26 protein-coding genes and 1 pseudogene are annotated in these 18463 nt (G+C 45.6%); 8 read left to right on the top strand and 19 right to left on the bottom strand.

Features of this window, described 5'->3' with window-relative positions:
- A partial coding sequence (locus ACR6Z4_RS30545; protein WP_479721130.1) for a hypothetical protein occupies nt 1-905 on the top strand: 905 nt, incomplete at its 5' end.
- A gap of 29 nt (nt 906-934) precedes the next feature.
- Here the strand turns inward: ACR6Z4_RS30545 and ACR6Z4_RS30550 are convergent.
- The 8 genes from ACR6Z4_RS30550 to ACR6Z4_RS30585 all read right to left on the bottom strand — a co-directional run bounded on the left by ACR6Z4_RS30550 (nt 935) and on the right by ACR6Z4_RS30585 (nt 5519).
- Nucleotides 935-1105 carry a helix-turn-helix transcriptional regulator gene (locus ACR6Z4_RS30550; RefSeq protein WP_479721131.1) on the bottom strand — a complete coding sequence of 57 codons (171 nt, stop codon included), beginning with the start codon at nt 1103-1105 and terminating at the stop codon, nt 935-937.
- A gap of 27 nt (nt 1106-1132) precedes the next feature.
- Nucleotides 1133-2236 (bottom strand): protein kinase domain-containing protein, encoded by a 1104-nt coding sequence (locus ACR6Z4_RS30555; RefSeq protein WP_479721132.1) that lies wholly within the window; start codon nt 2234-2236, stop codon nt 1133-1135.
- 52 nt (nt 2237-2288) lie between these two features.
- Nucleotides 2289-2687: a cupin domain-containing protein gene (locus ACR6Z4_RS30560; RefSeq protein WP_479721133.1), complete on the bottom strand. Its 399-nt coding sequence runs from the start codon at nt 2685-2687 to the stop codon at nt 2289-2291.
- Nucleotides 2688-2785: 98 nt separating this feature from the next.
- On the bottom strand, nt 2786-3331 hold the full coding sequence (locus tag ACR6Z4_RS30565; RefSeq protein WP_479721134.1) for a GNAT family N-acetyltransferase: 546 nt from the start codon (nt 3329-3331) through the stop codon (nt 2786-2788).
- A 63-nt stretch (nt 3332-3394) separates the two neighbouring features.
- The gene (locus tag ACR6Z4_RS30570; protein WP_479721135.1) at nt 3395-3799 is read right to left on the bottom strand and encodes a VOC family protein; all 405 of its coding nucleotides are present in this window, start codon (nt 3797-3799) and stop codon (nt 3395-3397) included.
- 26 nt (nt 3800-3825) lie between these two features.
- Nucleotides 3826-4584, bottom strand: a complete 759-nt coding sequence (locus tag ACR6Z4_RS30575; RefSeq protein WP_479721136.1) for a class I SAM-dependent DNA methyltransferase — start codon at nt 4582-4584, stop codon at nt 3826-3828.
- 48 nt (nt 4585-4632) lie between these two features.
- The gene (locus ACR6Z4_RS30580; protein WP_479721137.1) at nt 4633-4917 is read right to left on the bottom strand and encodes a hypothetical protein; all 285 of its coding nucleotides are present in this window, start codon (nt 4915-4917) and stop codon (nt 4633-4635) included.
- A gap of 89 nt (nt 4918-5006) precedes the next feature.
- A complete protein-coding gene (locus ACR6Z4_RS30585; protein WP_479721138.1) occupies nt 5007-5519 on the bottom strand; it encodes an anthrone oxygenase family protein in 513 nt (170 codons plus the stop codon).
- A 164-nt stretch (nt 5520-5683) separates the two neighbouring features.
- Between ACR6Z4_RS30585 and ACR6Z4_RS30590 the strand changes: the two genes are divergently transcribed.
- From ACR6Z4_RS30590 to ACR6Z4_RS30600, 3 genes are all read left to right on the top strand, one after another.
- The gene (locus tag ACR6Z4_RS30590; RefSeq protein ID WP_479721139.1) at nt 5684-6151 is read left to right on the top strand and encodes a MarR family winged helix-turn-helix transcriptional regulator; all 468 of its coding nucleotides are present in this window, start codon (nt 5684-5686) and stop codon (nt 6149-6151) included.
- Between the two features lie 145 nt (nt 6152-6296).
- A complete protein-coding gene (locus tag ACR6Z4_RS30595) occupies nt 6297-6701 on the top strand; it encodes a GFA family protein (RefSeq protein WP_479721140.1) in 405 nt (134 codons plus the stop codon).
- Between the two features lie 15 nt (nt 6702-6716).
- Nucleotides 6717-7289, top strand: coding sequence for a dihydrofolate reductase family protein (locus tag ACR6Z4_RS30600; RefSeq protein WP_479721141.1), 573 nt, complete (start codon nt 6717-6719; stop codon nt 7287-7289).
- A gap of 1 nt (nt 7290) precedes the next feature.
- On the opposite strand, the gene ACR6Z4_RS30605 is transcribed toward ACR6Z4_RS30600, so the two are convergent.
- Nucleotides 7291-8253 (bottom strand): helix-turn-helix transcriptional regulator, encoded by a 963-nt coding sequence (locus ACR6Z4_RS30605; RefSeq protein ID WP_479721142.1) that lies wholly within the window; start codon nt 8251-8253, stop codon nt 7291-7293.
- 108 nt (nt 8254-8361) lie between these two features.
- Here ACR6Z4_RS30605 and ACR6Z4_RS30610 point away from each other — a divergent pair, with 108 nt between their 5' ends.
- Both ACR6Z4_RS30610 and ACR6Z4_RS30615 read left to right on the top strand, forming a co-directional pair.
- Nucleotides 8362-8796 (top strand): ester cyclase, encoded by a 435-nt coding sequence (locus tag ACR6Z4_RS30610; RefSeq protein WP_479721143.1) that lies wholly within the window; start codon nt 8362-8364, stop codon nt 8794-8796.
- Between the two features lie 66 nt (nt 8797-8862).
- The gene (locus ACR6Z4_RS30615; RefSeq protein ID WP_479721144.1) at nt 8863-9771 is read left to right on the top strand and encodes an SDR family oxidoreductase; all 909 of its coding nucleotides are present in this window, start codon (nt 8863-8865) and stop codon (nt 9769-9771) included.
- Between the two features lie 62 nt (nt 9772-9833).
- On the opposite strand, the gene ACR6Z4_RS30620 is transcribed toward ACR6Z4_RS30615, so the two are convergent.
- The 7 genes from ACR6Z4_RS30620 to ACR6Z4_RS30650 form a co-directional block, all read right to left on the bottom strand.
- Nucleotides 9834-10574: a MerR family transcriptional regulator gene (locus ACR6Z4_RS30620; RefSeq protein WP_479721145.1), complete on the bottom strand. Its 741-nt coding sequence runs from the start codon at nt 10572-10574 to the stop codon at nt 9834-9836.
- A 60-nt stretch (nt 10575-10634) separates the two neighbouring features.
- The gene (locus tag ACR6Z4_RS30625) at nt 10635-11195 is read right to left on the bottom strand and encodes a nucleotidyltransferase domain-containing protein (RefSeq protein WP_479721146.1); all 561 of its coding nucleotides are present in this window, start codon (nt 11193-11195) and stop codon (nt 10635-10637) included.
- Between the two features lie 6 nt (nt 11196-11201).
- A complete protein-coding gene (gene mle, locus ACR6Z4_RS30630) occupies nt 11202-12047 on the bottom strand; it encodes an alpha/beta fold macrolide esterase (RefSeq protein WP_479721147.1) in 846 nt (281 codons plus the stop codon).
- A 193-nt stretch (nt 12048-12240) separates the two neighbouring features.
- Entirely contained in the window at nt 12241-12813 is a 573-nt protein-coding gene (locus ACR6Z4_RS30635) for a dihydrofolate reductase family protein (protein WP_479721148.1), read from the bottom strand.
- Nucleotides 12814-12920: 107 nt separating this feature from the next.
- Nucleotides 12921-13148, bottom strand: a complete 228-nt coding sequence (locus tag ACR6Z4_RS30640; RefSeq protein WP_479721149.1) for a hypothetical protein — start codon at nt 13146-13148, stop codon at nt 12921-12923.
- Nucleotides 13149-13372: 224 nt separating this feature from the next.
- Nucleotides 13373-14239 carry an oxidoreductase gene (locus ACR6Z4_RS30645; protein ID WP_479721150.1) on the bottom strand — a complete coding sequence of 289 codons (867 nt, stop codon included), beginning with the start codon at nt 14237-14239 and terminating at the stop codon, nt 13373-13375.
- 127 nt (nt 14240-14366) lie between these two features.
- Nucleotides 14367-15170, bottom strand: a complete 804-nt coding sequence (locus ACR6Z4_RS30650) for an SDR family NAD(P)-dependent oxidoreductase (protein ID WP_479721151.1) — start codon at nt 15168-15170, stop codon at nt 14367-14369.
- 208 nt (nt 15171-15378) lie between these two features.
- Here ACR6Z4_RS30650 and ACR6Z4_RS30655 point away from each other — a divergent pair, with 208 nt between their 5' ends.
- Nucleotides 15379-15834, top strand: a complete 456-nt coding sequence (locus ACR6Z4_RS30655; RefSeq protein ID WP_479721152.1) for an Lrp/AsnC family transcriptional regulator — start codon at nt 15379-15381, stop codon at nt 15832-15834.
- A 13-nt stretch (nt 15835-15847) separates the two neighbouring features.
- On the opposite strand, the gene ACR6Z4_RS30660 is transcribed toward ACR6Z4_RS30655, so the two are convergent.
- The 3 genes from ACR6Z4_RS30660 to ACR6Z4_RS30670 are packed head-to-tail and all read right to left on the bottom strand — an operon-like array spanning nt 15848 to nt 17542.
- The gene (locus ACR6Z4_RS30660) at nt 15848-16333 is read right to left on the bottom strand and encodes a GNAT family N-acetyltransferase (RefSeq protein ID WP_479721153.1); all 486 of its coding nucleotides are present in this window, start codon (nt 16331-16333) and stop codon (nt 15848-15850) included.
- A 24-nt stretch (nt 16334-16357) separates the two neighbouring features.
- Nucleotides 16358-16840, bottom strand: coding sequence for a cupin domain-containing protein (locus ACR6Z4_RS30665; RefSeq protein WP_479721154.1), 483 nt, complete (start codon nt 16838-16840; stop codon nt 16358-16360).
- Between the two features lie 30 nt (nt 16841-16870).
- Nucleotides 16871-17542, bottom strand: a complete 672-nt coding sequence (locus ACR6Z4_RS30670; RefSeq protein ID WP_479721155.1) for a glutathione S-transferase — start codon at nt 17540-17542, stop codon at nt 16871-16873.
- Nucleotides 17543-17909: 367 nt separating this feature from the next.
- On the opposite strand from ACR6Z4_RS30670, the pseudogene ACR6Z4_RS30675 reads away from it, so the two are divergent.
- A pseudogene (locus ACR6Z4_RS30675) lies at nt 17910-18463 on the top strand (AraC family transcriptional regulator); the annotation flags it as partial.

Consider the following 18463-nt stretch of genomic DNA (forward strand, 5'->3'; position numbering starts at 1 on the left):
AAATTATTGAGCAATCTCCGGATTGCTTTGTAGCAGTTCAGCGCGAAGTTCTTCTAGATCCAGGAACCTTAGCCGAAGTACCTTGGTATAGAGCTTTAGAGATAATCTCTATGCTTGCAATTGCTTATGCAGCAAATACATCACAAATAACAACATTTGCTGGATCTGAGCTTGCTAAAACACAAACTCCTGTACGTATCCTAAGCCAACCTGTTTTTTCTGGTGATGGAGCTTTCCTGACAACTCAGCATACTGTTCAAATAGCTACCTATCCTCTAGATACTGAAAATTATTCTAAGGATGAAATCCGTTCTGCTCTGGAAACAGGGCATTTACTGAAGTCACGTTCAGGAAATTATTGGTCAATTCATAAGGAAATTCCGTTCGTTAAAATTATGACAAATCCACGTCGTAACTCTATTGAAAAGTTAGTTGTAGACGCTGCACGCCATTTATATCGTAGCTATCATGTCCAAGATCCTGGACATCAACTTACAGGGGCTGTAGGAGTTCTTGAAATACTGTTAGTTGAACAATCTGATTTTAGGAAATTGGAGAAACGGTTGTTAACTCTTGTACCTTTTGATGGGGATACGCCTAAAAAGATTCAACAGCTATTTTCTGACCGTCATCGTTATGTACATCAGGGAGAAGATATTCTTAAAGGCAGTGCTGTCGGCGGTCTTGGAATAGCTTCTATTGTTCTTCATGTATATGCAGGTGTAGCACAAAACTTTCAAAATAAATTCTCCCTGTTAAACCATCTTGATTTCTTAGACATGGCAAAGTTGACTTCAGAATCTTGGTCTGCTGAACAAAAGCAAGATTTTCAGAAAAAATTTTCGCTTGATACCTTGAAATATCTACCGCTAAACTTTAAGCAGAAACTTGCTGCAAATGAATAGTACATTCGGCTAATTATAGCAATTCTCATTTAATCATCATTCAGGATTTTTAGAGCTTGTGCTCTCGCAACTGCTTGAGTCCGATTGCTCACTTCCAAATTGCTGTAGATGTTGCGAGCGTGCCATTTTACTGCGGCGAGGCTAACGAATAATTGGTCAATGGTCGGCTGATTCGACATCCCTGTTGTCAAATATTGCATCTAATTTGCGCTCGATTAGCCGCTCGATTAGAGATCTGAAATGGGAAGAAATCCTGTCTCGTTGAGCAACAGTCGTAGTTTAGCGTGAGGGAATGGCACGTCCTTCTGGTCGTTTTCCCACATCGCAGCAAAAAAGCCTTGCATCAGTGCAATAATGGGGCGGTATTTTACGATGCTGGAAATATAAAACTCATCTAACACCAGGTCTCCATCCGCTTGAATCTGCTGAATGTTATCGAGCAATAAGGCTGCCACTTCGTAGGGTCGTAACCCGTCTTTGATGCCATATTTTTTCATAATTCTGTACTTATCGTTCTCGGAACATACATTATAGGAAGGTCGAATTAAATGTCCCAAATTTCGTATGATTTCCCCATAGTCATACAGACCATTTTGTTCAAAGAAAACGGTTTCATCTTCTGTCAATGCAAAACTCTTGTCTAGGGCTAACCCAAAATCAGTCAAATAAACCTGCTCACCATCGGTCAGAATATTACGAAAATGTGCATCAAAGTGGATGATTCCTTTCGTTCTTAGGAAGGCGATCGCCCTCCATATATCATTGAGAGCCTTCTGAAGTTGGTTGGGGTTCTCTTGCAACCATGTTTCCAAAACGTAAGGAATGTACTCTAGAAATAGAACCAACTCATACCTGGCATTTATCCTGTCTGATGCATATTTTTTAATATTGGCGTGATTGCCCCAACGTTCTATGTCAATCTCTAACCCTGTGCGCTTTTTAGGAGAAGGAAGAATCCGATAATGATACATCAACGGAAAGTTTGCAATCGCTCCTTCCAATATCCAGTGAGTTGTTTTGAGATGGGTGATAAGCTCACGGAAGACTCCTAACCCAGTAGAGTTAATGCCATAGCTACAACCAGCGGGAAGGTCATACAGATTCTTGGTGGAAAACAGGTTGTCATATTCAATATCTGTGACCGGAACACGTTTCACAAACACTTTGGATTGTCTAAAGACAAGTATGTGATTCATCCCCCAACCTGTACCCGATTCATTTGGCTCACTCTGGTCAAGCAGTGAATTTAGTGTCTTATGATCTAATCGAGAAATTAGTGAACTAATTTCAAAATATTTTTGTTTTCTAAGTTCTAAAGAATTGTTAGTCATTTTCCCGTATTAGAAAATTAGCTGATGTGACTGAATAGTATGATTGCTGAAATCAAGAGAGTGGGCGACTTTGATTTCCTTCACCAGGAGTAATAAATAGTACTGAACTGGAAGTATGAACCTTAGCCGTATGCCACACTCCGCGTGGAACCAGAATGTACTGCCCAGGGGTGTTAAGAGACACGACTTCCTCGCCTCCGTCTTGCTCTAGCACGAAATCAATCTGTCCAGATAAAAGGCACACAAATTCCTCTCCGGCAGGGTGTCTTTCCCAGCTATCCCAGTCTTGCTCGAAGGTGTAGTGGGAAATCAACCGTTTTCCCTTAAAGTCTCCAAATTGCTGTTCTAACTTTTCGTAAAAACGATCGCCCACCGCGATCGGAATTGCATTGTTCGCATCATCAAGCACAACAAAGCTTGAATTGATATTTTGTGGGGTAACTTCACTCATAACTCGATGACTCCTGCTGTAAGAATAGATAACGATTCATCTCGGAAACCAACTAATGCCTTGCGTCCGTCTGATACAAAGTTAGGGTTCTGAAATACCTATACCCAATCTTCAACGGTTAAAGCCCAGCGTTCATGGTCGCGCCATTCTCCGTTGATTTTTAGGTAGCGTCGAGAGAAGCCCTCCTTCGTGAAACCGAGTCGCTCTACTAAATGAATAGATGCCTTGTTTTGGGGCTGAATATTGGCTTCAACTCGATGCAAACTGAGTGTACAAAAAGCGTAATCAATCGCCAAACGCACACCCTCTGACATCAACCCCTGACCTGCGAAATTTACATCAACGTAATAACCGAGATAAGCATTTTGAAACGCTCGGTAGAAGATCTGACTCAAATTTACAACTCCAACAATTTCATTGCTATTTGCATGACAAATCAGTAAACCTTCAAAGTCCTCATTTTGGCAACGATTGATGTAGTTTTTGCATTCCTGCTCATTGAGTGGAGGAAAAGCCCAGGGGAAATGGAACTCCTTACTTCTTTGATGCAGGGACAGCAATGTTTGACAATCTTCTTCGGCTGGCTTTCTGATAAAAACGCGAAGTGGCATGGAGCTTCTTGGCGCTGTAGGCGCTAAAAACATATCTCAACTGTAATTACAAACAGGTAACTTAAAAGTAATGTCCCCATCCAAGGGTAAAGCAGTTTAACTACCGGTTAAATCAAAATGGGGATTCCAGGCGACTTCCCACAGGTAGCCATCTGGATCGGCAAAGTAGCCAGAGTATCCACCCCAATCAGTATCTTGTGCAGGTTTGAGAATAGTAGCTCCTGCCGCTTTTGCTTGTTCAAGAACGGAATCGACCGCTTCCTTCGACTTCACATTGTGTGCCAGAGTAAACCCTGAAAAACCATTCCCTGCTGCTGAAATGTGAGCATCGGCTGCAAGTGCCTCACGGGGATAGAGAGCCAACCAGGTTCCTCTAAAGTTGAGGAACGTCACACCCTCAAACTCTTCTTTCGCAGGTAAACCTAACCCCTGCTTGTAAAAGATGGTGGAGCGAACAAGGTCAGACACTCCGAGCGTAATCAAGCTGATGTAGGGTTCCATAAGTTAGATGGTTCGTCATGTACTCCTTAAGTTCTATCGCGGGCTGGAGGATCGTGAATGGATTTACGTGCTGAAATAAACAGGAAAAGAGGAATTCTCATACGCCGCTCATATTCTTCCTGGCTTAAGAAATTTTGAGCTTGAGGGCGTGATTCTCGAATGCGTTCCAGTTCAAAACCAGCCATTGTGATCAGATCAAAGTACTCTTCTAGCGTGCGGTGATACTTTGTCACCTCATGCCCAAGCCATTGATGCACCCGTGCGCCCGGTTTGAAGTAATCGTCTACCAGCCAGGTGGTGCGACGACCCTCTGCTAAACTCGCAAAGTTAGAGGTAATCACAGGATGCTCCACCGAGAAAATCATTCGACCACCGGGACGAAGTGCTTGATACGCTTCACAAAAGACAGGTTCAAGGTTTTCAACATACTGGAGAGCCAGTCGCGAAGATACCAGATCCGCCTGTTCGCTCTGTGCCTTCCAGGTTTCTAGTCGCTCATGATGCACTTTCCCTGATGTATTGGTTAGTTGCGCTAAAGCAAGGTCAACCATTGCTCTAGAGGCTTCGATGCCAATGTAAGAGTGTGCCCCTTGTAAGAGTGATTCTTTGCCAAACGATGCATCTCCACATCCGAGATCAATGATGTCAAGCTGGTTGAGATTGCCTACAAGTTCTAGAAAAATCGGGCGTTCAAGCGTGTCGTTGGGATTGTCAGGTTGAGTGCGACGGGCAATGTATTTTGCTCTTATCTCTGGATTATCGTAGAACTCTTCATGGTTTGGCATAGAGCTTGTAAATAAATTCACAAGTATCTGTGGAGGGATGATTTTTTCCTAGCGATTAGTTTGTTTGAATAGTCCGGCAGCCAGCAAAACAATACCCGTTAAGAAGAGATAAGCGTTTTGAAGGAGATAGCTGTCAGCAATGATTCTTCTGAGGGCAATGATCTCTGGACTATCCGTTATGACACTACCGCGTTGATTAACCAGTAAAGAGATTAGTAGATTGAGACGAAGATTAACCGCTGACGGCAGGAAAAACAGAATGATGAAGGCGATCGCAATTAAAACGATACCAATCCTAATCAAGTTTGAACTGGAAGAAAACCGTCGTAACATGGTTGAGTTATCAAAAAATAAGAACCTGAAAAAGTAATCCTTGATCTGTCATTTCACCACGTTATCTTCTACTAAGTAATTCATCTACCCTACGCACTCACTGAAATCGCGAGCATGATCATAATCAGACTCATTAGGGCAAACCCTGTACGAATAACATGAGAATATTCCCATTGGTTGCGTAAGTCTGTCCATTGAACTGAAGACGTTTCAGGATGCTGTGAGTGATGGGTACCGAACGAGAAAAAGCTAGCACTAAAACGGTTCAGATTTTCACCTTCTAGCCAAAATTGATTGACTGGATGCGTGACGAACCAATATACCAATTGCATTCCAATGAGCCCCAACAACGCCACCAGTGTCAGCCAAAATTCTGTACTTCCCCAACGGGTCAGGAATAACAAGATCAGGGTGACGATGACCCCACCAAACTCTCCAATGCCTCCTCCAATGGTGAATCCTGGGTAATAAATGGGCTGTATGGCAAAATAAGTTTCTTTGGGGAGACGCATTTTTCCTGGCAACTCCAGTGCATGAGCGAGCGCCATTGCCATTGCGATCGCGATCAAAATAGCGGTCAAAATTTGTAGGACATCAAACATGAGTAAATCCCTCCTTATGTGTCCTTATCTCCTCTTGAAAGAGGCTGGCTTGCAATCTGGAAATAACGTCCAATGGCTGCCATACTATCAATATGACAACTAATTGCCATATTGACTATTAATTGTCATTTGTAAAGTATCAACTTTTGTAAAAATAGACATCAATGGTCAACCAGATAATTGATAGAACCCAAGCAGGACAGGCAATCGAAGACTTGATCGTGGAAATAGTAGCGACCTTTTTCCTGCTGCGGGCGGAAGGAATGCGAATTGGAGTGGTTTCATCTTCAGGAGAAGGCTATTGGAGTGTGTTGCGACTGCTCAAGGTCAAGGGACCTCAAACCGTGCCGCAACTGGCTCGATATCGTTATGTGCCGCGCCAGAGTGTTCAAAAACTCGCCAATGAGATGCTCAATGATGGAGTGATTGAGTTTCTCAATAACCCCGCCCACAAGCGATCGAAGCTTTTACGCCTCACCCCAAAGGGAGAAGCCGTGTTTCAGGAAATGAGCGATCGCATTGCCACACTTGCTGAAACGCTTGCAGAGCAACAAGATACAGCTCAATTACAAAATGCAGCAAAGATTGTGAAACAATTACACGAGCAACTGAGAACGATGTTGAATCAGTAAATTGCCCACACTCTAAAGTGTTGTGGAAGTCATGCTTGCCAGCGTGAATAAAGCTGCTGCAAGAATAATTTTACTTTCACCTGGTTGGGTGAGGTGGATCAAGAAGGCGATTGCTACGCTAGGACAACTGTGACGAGATGAACTCATGAATCAGACCTATCAAGGGAGTTGTCACTGCGGTAAAGTTCGCTTTGAAGCCGATATTGACTTAAGTGCAGGTACAGGTCGATGTAACTGTTCAATTTGCGCCAAAAACAGATTATGGATGGTCATCGTCAAACCTGATGCATTTCGCCAATCATCGGGTGAAGCCGATCTGAGTGATTATCAATTTGGCTCCCAGAGTGTCCATCACTTATTCTGCAAACACTGCGGTACAAGACCCTTTGGACGTGGGTACCTAGATGAAATTGGTGGAGCGTTTTATTCAGTCAATATTGCTTGTCTGGATAATGTGAGTGATGAAGAGTTTGCAACAATTCCTGTTCACTATAGTGATGGGCGTAACAACAATTGGCAATCTCCTCCAGCAGTAACCAGGCATTTGTAGAAGGGGATACTGTAGATGTCTAAACTCATTTATTTGGTTGCCTGTACAGTCGATCGCTTTATCGCTCGCAACGATGGCTCATTTGACTTCTTTCTAATGGAAGGAGAACACGTTTCGGATTTGCTATCTAATTTTCCTGAAACCATTCCAGATCATTGGCGGGGTACGTTAGGCATTACGGCTGAAAATCAGTACTTTGATACCGTTTTGATGGGACGCAGAACTTACGAAGTTGGTGTGAAAGAGGGGATTACAAATCCCTACCCGCACATGAAGCAGCATCTTTTCTCGCGTACTCTCAAGCAAAGCCTTGATCCTGCCGTTGAACTGGTTTCATCTGATCCAGTCACATTTGTTCAAGAACTCAAGCAACAATCAAGTAAAAATATTTGGTTGTGCGGGGGTGGAGATTTAGCAACGGTTCTTTTCCCAGCGATCGATGAGATGATTTTGAAAGTACATCCCTTTCTCCTTGGCTCAGGGATTCCACTCTTCTCAGGAACAATTCCACTCACTTCTCTGGAATTAACCGACAACAAAATTTATAAGAATGGTTTTATGTTGTTGCACTATCAAGTGAACCATTAGGTCATAGTTTGGCATAAAGTTCGACCGCCTCCTTTGCCGTTCGCACAACGCGATCGCGTAACTCTAAAGGTTCAATCACTTCCATTTGTGCGCCAAATCCTAACACGTAGGCACAAGCGGCTTTCTCGACATCAAACCGCAGTGTAATCGGAATCCAGCCATCAGCATCCGGTGGATGAATCTGTTCGATGCGAGCAAAATACCCCGCATATCGTAACCAGGACATTGCCTCTGGAGCAACCCGCACCGTTACGCCATAGTAAGGCAGATTTGCTTTGAATTCCACCATCGATCGCTGCCAATAGTCAGCTAAATCGAACCCAACTGGACGAATACAATGAGACTCCAGCAGCACGGCATTCTGCACTCGTGAAATGCGGTAAGAGCGCACCTCTTCCTCAACTGCCGCGACCAGATACCAAACGCTGCCTTTGGCAACTAATCCCAACGGATTGATCAATCGTTCAATTCGCTGACCATTGCCGCGTTCATAGCTCAACAAAACTTGCCGTTCCTGCCAAATGGCAGCTTGTAAAATCGGGAATGCTGCCATCTCTTCATCCCAGTGCTGCCATCCAGTGGGATCAACGTGAATGCGCTGGCTCACCATTTCTGCCTGCTGACGATTGGCGGCGGGTAAAGCTGCCAGAAGCTTGAGTAATGCGGCTTCAAACGCCTGACCCCACCCTAAATCTGCGAGTAGATGAGGTGACTTTGGCACAAATAACGCCTGAATCTCTGCCAAGTTGAGTCCGGTCAGGGTCGTTTGATACTGCTCTAACAGACCCCAACCGCCACCCTTACCCCGTTCTGCCACCACCGGAACCCCCGCATTGCTGAGAGCCTCCATATCCCGGTGAATGGTACGCTCAGACACTTCCAGTCGCTCTGCCAGTTCGCGTGTGGTTAACCGGGCACGAACCTGCAACAGCATCAGGATAGAGAGGAGGCGATCGGCACGCATAATAGTTCTCCAACCACTCGGAACTTCTTCTACCGTACCGTTGAAATATGACAAAGGGTGTCATGAAGTCACCTTTATGCTGTGAGCATAACCATTGGAGGAAAGCCAATGACGACCAATGACACGCTCGATCACAACAAAGCCATTTATCGGCGTTATATCCAACAGGTGTTCAACGAAGGGAGAGTGGATCTGCTGGATGAGCTTTTGGCTCCGTCCTATGTGTACCACGAAGCGCCACCTGGAACGTTGCCGGGAACTGAGGGAATTAAGCAAGTCGTTTCCATGTTTCGTGCCGCGTTTCCTGATCTGGAGATTACGATCGACGACCAAATTGCTGAAGGCGATAAAGTTTGCTCAAGAGCCACCACGCGCGGAACGCATCAAGGAGAAATCTTTGGGATACCTGCGACAGGCAAAGTCGTGGCAATGACGGGAATGACGATCGTGCGAATTGTTGAAGGTCGGATCACCGATAGCTGGGTAAAAAATGACGTGATGGGGCTGATGAACCAACTCGATGCTGGCTCTGCATCTCAATAAGCAAATGAACTCCCCCCAATAACAGTGAATTGAATTTACTTTTTAGAACAATTTTGAGAGGTCATTATGCAACCACTAAAAGATAAAGTGGCGATCGTGGCGGGAGGCACTCGTGGAGCAGGGCGAGGCATTGCAACCGAACTGGGTGCAGCCGGAGCGATCGTGTATGTGACAGGACGAAGCACCCGTACCCAACGATCAGATTACGATCGCCCAGAAACCATTGAAGAAACCGCAGAGTTAGTGACTCAAGCAGGTGGAAAGGGCATTGCGGTTCAAGTAGATCATTTAGACCCAGAACAGGTGCGATCGCTCATCACTCGTGTTGAGCAAGAACAGGGACAGCTAGACATTTTAATCAACGATATTGGAGCAGAACATTTCGCCGAGTTCGATAAAACCATTTGGGAAATTGATCTGGAACGGGGATTACGCCTTTTGCGAGTGGCGATCGAGACTCACCTCATCACCAGTCACTTTGCCCTGCCACTGCTGATTCAGAAACCGGGAGGATTAGTCGTTGAACTCACCGATGGAACAGCAGATTACAACAATCAGCATTATCGGCAAGCCTTGATCTATGACCTCGCAAAGAATGCCATCATTCGCATGGCGTGGGCACTGGCGCAGGAGCTTCAACCGCATCACTGTACGGCAGTTTGCCTGACTCCAGGGTGGTTGCGTTCAGAAATGATGCTCGATAGTTTTGGTGTAAGTGAAGCCAACTGGCAGGAGGCCACAGACAAGGAACCGCACTTTATTATCTCTGAAACTCCACATTTTGTTGGGCGTGCCGTTGCCCATCTTGCTAGCGATCCAGATGTGGCTCGTTGGAATGGTCAGTCGCTTTCCAGTGGTCAACTGGCAAAGGTCTATGGTTTTACCGATCTGGATGGTTCTCAACCGGATGCATGGCGCTACATCCAGGAGGTGACGGAAATGGGTAAACCCGCTGATGCGACCGCATACCGATGAGGTTAGCACCTGACCTGATGCTTCTAGAGTGGGCGATCGCAGCTCAGATCGCCCACTTCTCATCACTCAGCTTGCTCCAGAGCCGCCCTGGCTCTACCCAGGTATTCTATCACTGCTGCATCGATCGTACCTCGACTGACCACTTCAGGCTGCTCCTGCTGATACATCCGGTTTAAGGATTGTTCAATCCCAGGATCACCCCCTGTAAACGCTTGGATCAATTCAATTGAGCGTCGCGCTAAAGCCTTAACAGATTCACTGGTTGGATCAGTCCCTTTCGCCATTTCTGCCCGTGTTTGCTCAATCAACACTTGCCAATCGGCTTGAACTTGCTTGATCTGCTCTTCACCTAACAATTCCTGACGTTGTTTCAAAGTTTCCAACTGTTCCGGAGTGTAATAGTTTTCCAACATATTCATCGCCTCAATGGTTTGAATTAACGCTTCCACAGACACGGTTTGCATCGAACTCACTGCTTGGGCGATCGCTTCCAGGCGATTGAGCAATTTTTGAGAGAGTTCAATTTGCTCACGCAAGCGGGCGGTGTGGAGATGAATCACGCGATCAAAGGAAAAACTGCGTTGCTCCAGGCACTCACGAATTTCGTCTAGGGAAAAGCCAATTTGCCGCAGTGACAAGATTTGCTGCAAGCGAATGATATCTTCTTCGCTATACAGTCGATACCCTGCCTCAGTGCGATGAGAAGGCGAAAGTAAGCCGATTTCGTCGTAGTAATGCAACGTCCGTACCGAAACCCCGGTTTGTTTTGAAAGATCACCGACCTTGAGTGCAATCGATTGCATTTTCCCCTCCTGACTCGGTGCAGACAACCTTAATCTGTGGATGAATCTATGCTAAGAACCTCACGCTCCGTCAGGGTCAAGGGGTGAAGCAAAAAAGTTTTTGAACTGCTCATGTAAGTTTTGGGTTGCAGTTTTACCAAAGGATTCTCTGGCGATCGCAAAACTGGAAAAATCTTTAGGTCGCCACTCGCTTTGGGGAACTTCTTCGATGTAGTAAAAATAATCCCAGAGAATCGCTTCCCAACTGGTACAACGAAGTAATTTACCGCCAAGACTTCCTGTAGGGGCGGGTGGGCAGGTTCCCGGAGGTAAGCCTTCTAGCTCATAGCTTTCCCCAACGCGAATACAGGGTTCACAGTCCAGAAGAATGCCTTGCATTTCTGCTAGAAAACCGTAGGAGGTTTGTTCTGTAATGACACCACCAAGAGAGTGTAGCAGTGCAAGAAAATCTGGGGTGCGATCGCCCGGATAGGCAATATCAATATCCTCATGCTCACGGGTGATGCGATTTAATTTGGCATCAATTGCCCAACCCCCTTGCAACCACAGAGGCAAATTAATCTGATCTGCTGCTGAAAATAACTGATGGATCAACTCAATGTGGCGATCGTTCATACTCATCGTTTTTCATGATGCTGTGTGCTGCTGGATTGCTTCAATGATGACAGACCAATCATCAGGATGAAGCTCATGCCCTGTTCCATGCAGTGTGAGTAATTCAGCGTGGGGAATCTCTGCTTGTAATGCCAGAGCATGGGCATAGGACAGAACAAGGTCTTCTGTGCCATGAATGATCAGGGTTGGAGCCGCAATTTCGTCAAGCCGACCCAGCCATTGCTCTCCTCCCCCAAGCAGAGCGTGGTTAAAGGCAGTGGTGGGATCAGGAGTATGATCGAAGTCTGCCCCTGCTAGTTCACGAATCATTGCCTCATCGAAGGCATGGGCTGAACCGGACAGCAGTCGCCATGCCCCAACCTGATATTCAATCACTGCTTCGCGGTTTGTCCAATCCAGTTCACCCGCTTTTGCATGGTAATTGAGAACGGATGGATCAATCTCAGGCATAGTAGAGTCTGCTTCAGCCAACCGTTCTGAAGCAATCAAGGTCAGACTCTTGACCCGTTGAGGCTGTTTGAGCGCCATGAGTTGAGCGAGGTATCCTCCCAGCGACATTCCAACCACATGAGCACTCTGAATCCCGTAGCCATCGAGAACACAAAACGCATCATCCGCCAGATCTTCAACCGAATAGTTGATTTGTCCAGGCTCGTAGCTGGTAGATTTTCCCGTGTCTCGGTGATCGTAACGAATTACATATCGTCCCACAGCCGCTAACTGACAGCAGAACGCTTCTGACCACCAAATACTAGAAGACATCGCTCCCATAATCAACAAAATTGGAGCATCATCCGGAGAGCCAAAGGATTCTGAAAAAAGCTGAACTCCGTTATGGCTAATTTGCTTACTTTTCATATTAAAGAGGGGCACACAAAGAACAAACATTCCTGTAGCAAATCCCCAAATCGTCTGGGTCGCGTTCAACAGGAGGAAGGGTAGCGAAGCTGCAGTGGGTAGGAGGGTAGATTCGCCCTCGAAACGGGAAAAGCTGAAAGCCACGAGAATGCTCAAAAACGCAGTGCGTACTCACGGTCAATTAGACGCTGTGTTAGGTGGCTTTTTCTTGCCTTGTTTGATAACGGAGGAAAACCACGCCACTGCCAAAGCGGCGTTCCTCCACAAGATCGAGATCCAATCGAATGGTGTCTGGGAGACATGGTTTTCCGCCTCCTACAATGATCGGCAGGAGGAACAGATGACACTCATCAATCAATCCTGATCGAAAGGCGTGGGCAGCAAGCTCAGCACCACCGATGAGGATATCCTGTTCAACAACCTCTTTAAATTGTCGAATTGCTTCTGGATCGAAGCTTCGCTCAAGCTGTGTTTTGCGAGTGGATACCCTCTCCAATGTCTTGGAGTACACGATTTTATTGGCTGCTTGCCAGATCTCTGCAAAGTCGCGCCTAAGTGGAGACTCAGCAGCTAAGTTGGGGTCGGTCTCCCAAACCATCATGGTCTCATACATTCGACGTCCGTAGAGATAAGTACCAGCTTCCCGTACGAGGTTGCTGATAAACCTGAAATATTCCTCGTCTGGCGCTGTCCAGTCAAATTTGCCATTCACATCCTCGATGTAACCGTCGAGTGACGAGTTCGCCGTGTAGATCAAGTGAGCCATACTGACCTCTATTTGTGAGGAGTACCTGTAATTCAAATCCCTTCAAGTTGAGCCAGGTCTGCAATGAAGGGTTCTTTGCTAAAGATCTTACTCGTCTCAGAGAGAATTTAGCGATTAGAAAATCGTTTCTCTAACCATCGTCGCACTTCCTGCTCTGAGGGAAATTGAATGGAGCGACGACTAATGGGATCATAAACGTACCACCAAACATTACCGAATCGATCGCGTTCCTGCCAAATACGTGGCTCATCTGATACAGAGGTAAATAGAACGTTCCAAATGAGAGATAAAGTTGATCTCAGCGTAAGAGCGATCGCTTTAAATTCTTTCTTCATTTTCTTTTCTCGATTAAAGCGGGAGACTTGACAAATGCTTTTGTCTTCTCAGCTTTACTTAAAGAAGTCGCAGATCTTTATGAACTATTTCCTTAAAGACAAGTGTTTGTAAATTTGTGTGTTGGCAGAACTTTTAGATTAATCAGTTATTTATGCTTGCGCTGTCTAATTCTTGTGTTACTGTCAAAATCTTGCGCTTAATTTCTAGGATGCTGAGGGTAGATTTAACCCCCGATCGCACTGACTGCTACACCATCAAACGCAGTGTTGATTGAAATATCCTTCCAGTCCGCTAAATCCATTGCTATAGCCTCTAACTTCGCATAAACTGCATCCAGGGTATCTGCTCCTAATGCTAACCGGAGTGGGGGATTGGGATGGTTTACAGCCTGAATCATAGCAATTGCTGCCTTCTGAGGATCACCGGGCTGTTGTCCGTTCATTTGTTGGAGCCATTGCAACATTTGACCACTGGTTGCAGCATAATCGTCGATTGATTGACTTGGGGAAACTAGAGTGCCATTAAAAGCAGTCCGAAAGGCACCTGGTTCAACAATCGTGACGTGAATCCCTAACGATGCAACTTCCTTCGCCAATGCCTCTGACCAGCCCTCTAACGCGAATTTTGAAGCACAGTAAATACCTGCTCCAGCAAAACCAATAAAGCCTCCACTGGAGGAGATGTTAAGAATATGCCCTGAGTGTTGGCGACGTAGATGAGGTAAAACAGCGCGAGTGACATTCAATGCGCCATATACATTTGTTTCAAACTGTTGTCGTACATCGGCATCACTCACTTCTTCTACTGCTCCAAATACACCGTATCCAGCGTTATTCACCAGCACATCGATTTGTCCAAAAGTAGCGATCGCTTGACTTACAGCCGTTTGAATGTTGGAAGACTGGGTGACATCAAGAGGTAACGCTAGAATGCGCTCACCGTATTGCAGAACTAAATCATTTAGCTTGTCAGGTTGCCGAGCCGTTGCAACCACAATTTCATCCTGCTCTAAAACTGCTTCAGTTAAAGCACGCCCAAATCCTGTTGAACAACCTGTAATAAACCATATGCGAGATTGTCGTGTTGTCATCATCGTTCTCCAATTGTTTATCAATTGATCGGTAGAAGAAATGGTGGATTCGTCATTCATCATTTGTCATTAGTGAATAGATAGAACTAGTGACCAATGACTAATGACCAATGACTAAGAACAAACTCTAAATACTTGCAACAGACCCTCCATCAACTCGTAAATTCGTCCCTACAATAAATGAAGCAGCTTCAGAAGCCAGAAATACAACGGCTGCCGCAACTTCAGGAGAAGTGCCACCCCGTCTTAGTTCGATATGGGGGCGGTTCTCTTTCAAGAAATAGGTTTCTGCTTCTTCAACGCTGAATTCTTTATCGTGAGCAATTTGAGCCAGCATTGCTTCGACCATTGGTGTTTTGATAAAAGCGGGAGAGACACTATTCACCAAAACGCCGTGTTGCCCATAGGCTTTAGACAAGCTTTTTGTCAGGTTTAGAAGTGCTGCCTTTGTAGCACTGTAATGAGGCATCGCCGCATCAGGCTGCAAGCCACTTTCAGATGACAGATTGATGACTCGTCCCCATTTCTGTCGGGTCATGTAGGGCAGAATGGCACGAGTCAACTTCACGACCGAGAAGAGATTTAGGTTGAACACCTGCAACCATTCCTCATCAGTGAGATCTTCAAAGGATGAAAAACTGCCTAAAATACCAGCATTATTGACTAACACATGGATTGTGCCAAACTGTTGAATTGCCGTAGAAACAACTCGCTCAATTTCATCAGTTTGGGTGAGATCAGCCGCGATCGCCAACACCTCTGCCGCACCCTTTTCTCTTGCATCCATTGCAACTTGATCCAGTTCGCTCTGGGTACGTGCAACCAAAACAAGCTGACTCTTTTCTTCACCAAACGCCAGAGCGATCGCGGCTCCTAAATCTTTGCTGGCACCTGTCACCAGCACAACCTTATCCCTTAATCCTAATTCCATTGCCTGATCTCCTGAACCTTTGTAGCAGGATTAATGCTTCTAGCCTAAGCAAAATTCAATTAAAGATACAGGCAAAAGATCAGGCATTTTGAAGTTTTTACTTCATTGCTCAGCAAATTTAAGCGGTTTAACCTGATAAAGTGAAGTGTTTACCAATCGGTGCTTGAATAGATAAAATAGCAACATATAGAGTCGTTTGAACGTGAGTATGGGAACTGTGACGCATCTAGATGAAGTAGACTGGCAAATTCTATCGATTCTTCAAACAGAGGCACGGATTTCGTTTAAGGAACTGGGTCAGCGCATTGGGTTGACGGGAACCGCGATCGCAGAACGAGTCCGAAAACTAGAGGACGAAAACATCATTGAAGGCTATACGATCAACGTCAATCGAGGGAAGATTGGTTTACCCATCACGGCATTTTTTAAGCTGCGCGTGCAAATTGAACACTGTCAACGATTGCGAGAGTTGGCGATCGCTCTTCCTGAGGTGATTGAGGCGCACCGGGTGGTGGGAAACGAATACTACATCTTGAAAGCCGTTCTCCCGTCGATGCAACACTTGGAAGCGATGATGGAGCGATTTCTTCAACTGGGAGCGGTCGAAGTTTCAATTGTGTTGTCTACGGTTGTGGCTGATAAAGCAATTCAAGATCAATCCTGATCAGTCCTGCGTCCTAAAGCTTTTTGAAGTATCGGGCGATCGGTAATAGTCCGAACCCTAGTTTTTCATAGGTGCGTCGGGCTGGAGCATGACCCGGATCACCCCCTGTTTCAACCATTGCGATCGACATTCCTGCCGATTTCATCCAATCCAGTGCAAATTTTATTAGAGCACTGCCTATGCCACGACCTTGAACATCTGGATCGACAGCAACCATGTAAATTTCACCCATGCGATTCTCTGCATTGAGTGTTGCAACCACAAAGCCTGTAATTGAATCAGCATCCATCGCCACCCATACATGGGTATCTTCAGCCGTGCAGACCGATTCCACTGCCCTTTGCTGACTCACGCGCCAATCTTCGGGATAGAGTTCCTGGTAAACATCAAGATCCATCGCGTTCTGAATTGATTCAAAGACCGGAGTCCAAGCTCGAAGCGAAAGGCTAATAATGGCATCAAGTTGATCAGGTTTGTAAGATTTAATCTGTATCTCCATTGAAACTCCAGTGAGTGTTCATCATCATGGATCTAATGGCTCAAAGGGTTTGGCATCGGACAAGTCATAGATTTCGATCGCGCCTTCACGCCGAATCATTTGTTTGCCTAAACGTGGAAACTCAGCAATTTCAATATCTAAGTTTTCTCCTCCGGTTAGATACACCAGATCCTCATCACCTGTATTCCTCAGATGATGAGCTACCGAAGGCGTAGGAAATCCCATAAAATCTCCAGCACCGACTGCAACTTCTGCTCCATCAATTTCTGCTACGCCATGCCCCGATAGGATATAAATCCATTCTTCTTCTCGATAATGAGAATGATAAATAAATGATTCTTTGCCGGGAGGAACTTGTATAAAGTTAACCCCTGTGCGCTGTAGCCCAACCATCTTACCTAGCTGATTTCCCCTTAGTTCCGAGTTTGGATTCCAGGGATGCGAAAAGCTGTGCAAATTTGCCGTAATTTGCTCGGCTCGAAGAAGCAAAGGGTGTTGGTCTGTCATAGGGTCATCCTTCTAGAACAAATGGTCGAATTAGCTGGCAAGCTGGTGAGCACCACCTCGATCTAAGGCTCGTTTGTAAGCTGGGCGGGAGTGGATGCGATCGCAAAATTCCATCAACCGTGGACGGTTGGCATTTAACCCACCCCGTGCGACTGCTGCTTCAATGGGAAAGCTCATCTGAATATCAGCCGCTGTAAATTCATGTCCAGCAAACCAGAGCGTTTTCTCCAATTCTGATTCGAGATAATTCAAATGCTGTGTGATTTGGGGATTAATGAATGTCTCTTTGGTACGACTTGTGATCATGTGGGCGATCGGTTTGGCAAAGAACGGCATCGGTTGCTGTTCAATCCGATCGAAAACCAACTTGAGTAATAGAGGTGGCATGGCTGAACCTTCGGCGTAATGCAGCCAGTAGGTGTAGCGTAACCGTTCTGGTGTACCAGGTGGAGGGGCTAATCGTCCTTCACCATATTGCTCTATCAGGTATTCAATGATGGCTCCTGACTCTGCCAGTGTCAGTGTTCCATCGGTGATAATAGGTGACTTACCGAGAGGATGTACCTGTTGCAACGATACAGGTGCTAGCAGCGTTTTTGGGTCACGTTCGTAGTACTTAATGTCATACGCTAAACCCAGTTCTTCCAGTAGCCACAAGATGCGCTGGGAGCGAGAGTTATTTAAGTGATGGACAGTAATCATGTGATATCTCCATCCGTAGAAACATTGCACGAGGTTAGACTGGCTAAACAAAAAGCAGTCAGAAATACTCGCTGCAAAGAAGAATTAAACATTGCTTTAAATACTCTCGATGAGTAAATTAAGGGGATCGCCCTTCATAACATGTTGAATTATATTTTCCTAACCGAAATGACTGATGCAAGAAATTTTACTAAACATTGTTTTCCAATACGATGCCTATTCTAACTACTCCTTCTAAAGTAGAGAGATGATTGACGCTTGACTGTCTGATTCTTGCGACATTATCAAAATCTTGCGGTCACTTCTCATAATTCGGAGTGAACGAGGCAAAAGTGAATACAATCGAAACTAGGCGAGTTAGTTGTGCATGATGAATATTCCCTCTAACCCTAATGCTGAAACAGATGACTCGCTCATTCTGTCTAGTAAAATTCAAGGTTGGGAAAACCTCCTCGTGGAGCAATTTTGTGAGCCTCCTGGGGAAGGAAGTTGCCAGCACAATGATGAACATACCCTTTGTTTAGCACTGGATCCTCGTCCGATTCATCTCTTACAAATCCGTGAAGGAAAAACTTACACTGGTCTATATGCCAAAGGTGATCTTTCCATTACCCCTGCTCGAATGCCCTTTTTCGCCCGTTGGGAGGGTGAAGATCACTACCTCAAAATTCGTCTGACCTCTCGATTTATTCAACGAGTTGCGAGGGAGGCTTTGGACATGGATAGCGATCGCCTGGAATTGCTACCTGAAGCACGAATTCGTGATCCTCAAATTGAGGCGATCGGCTTAATGCTGCTGTCTGAACTGCAACAGGGACATACGGCTAGCAACCTCTATGTCGAATCCTTGGCACATGTCTTGGCAGTGCATCTAATTCGGCAATACACGACCGCTCATCTGCAATCTGTAATATACGAGGG

This window comes from Calyptranema fuscum S582, from assembly GCF_055793305.1.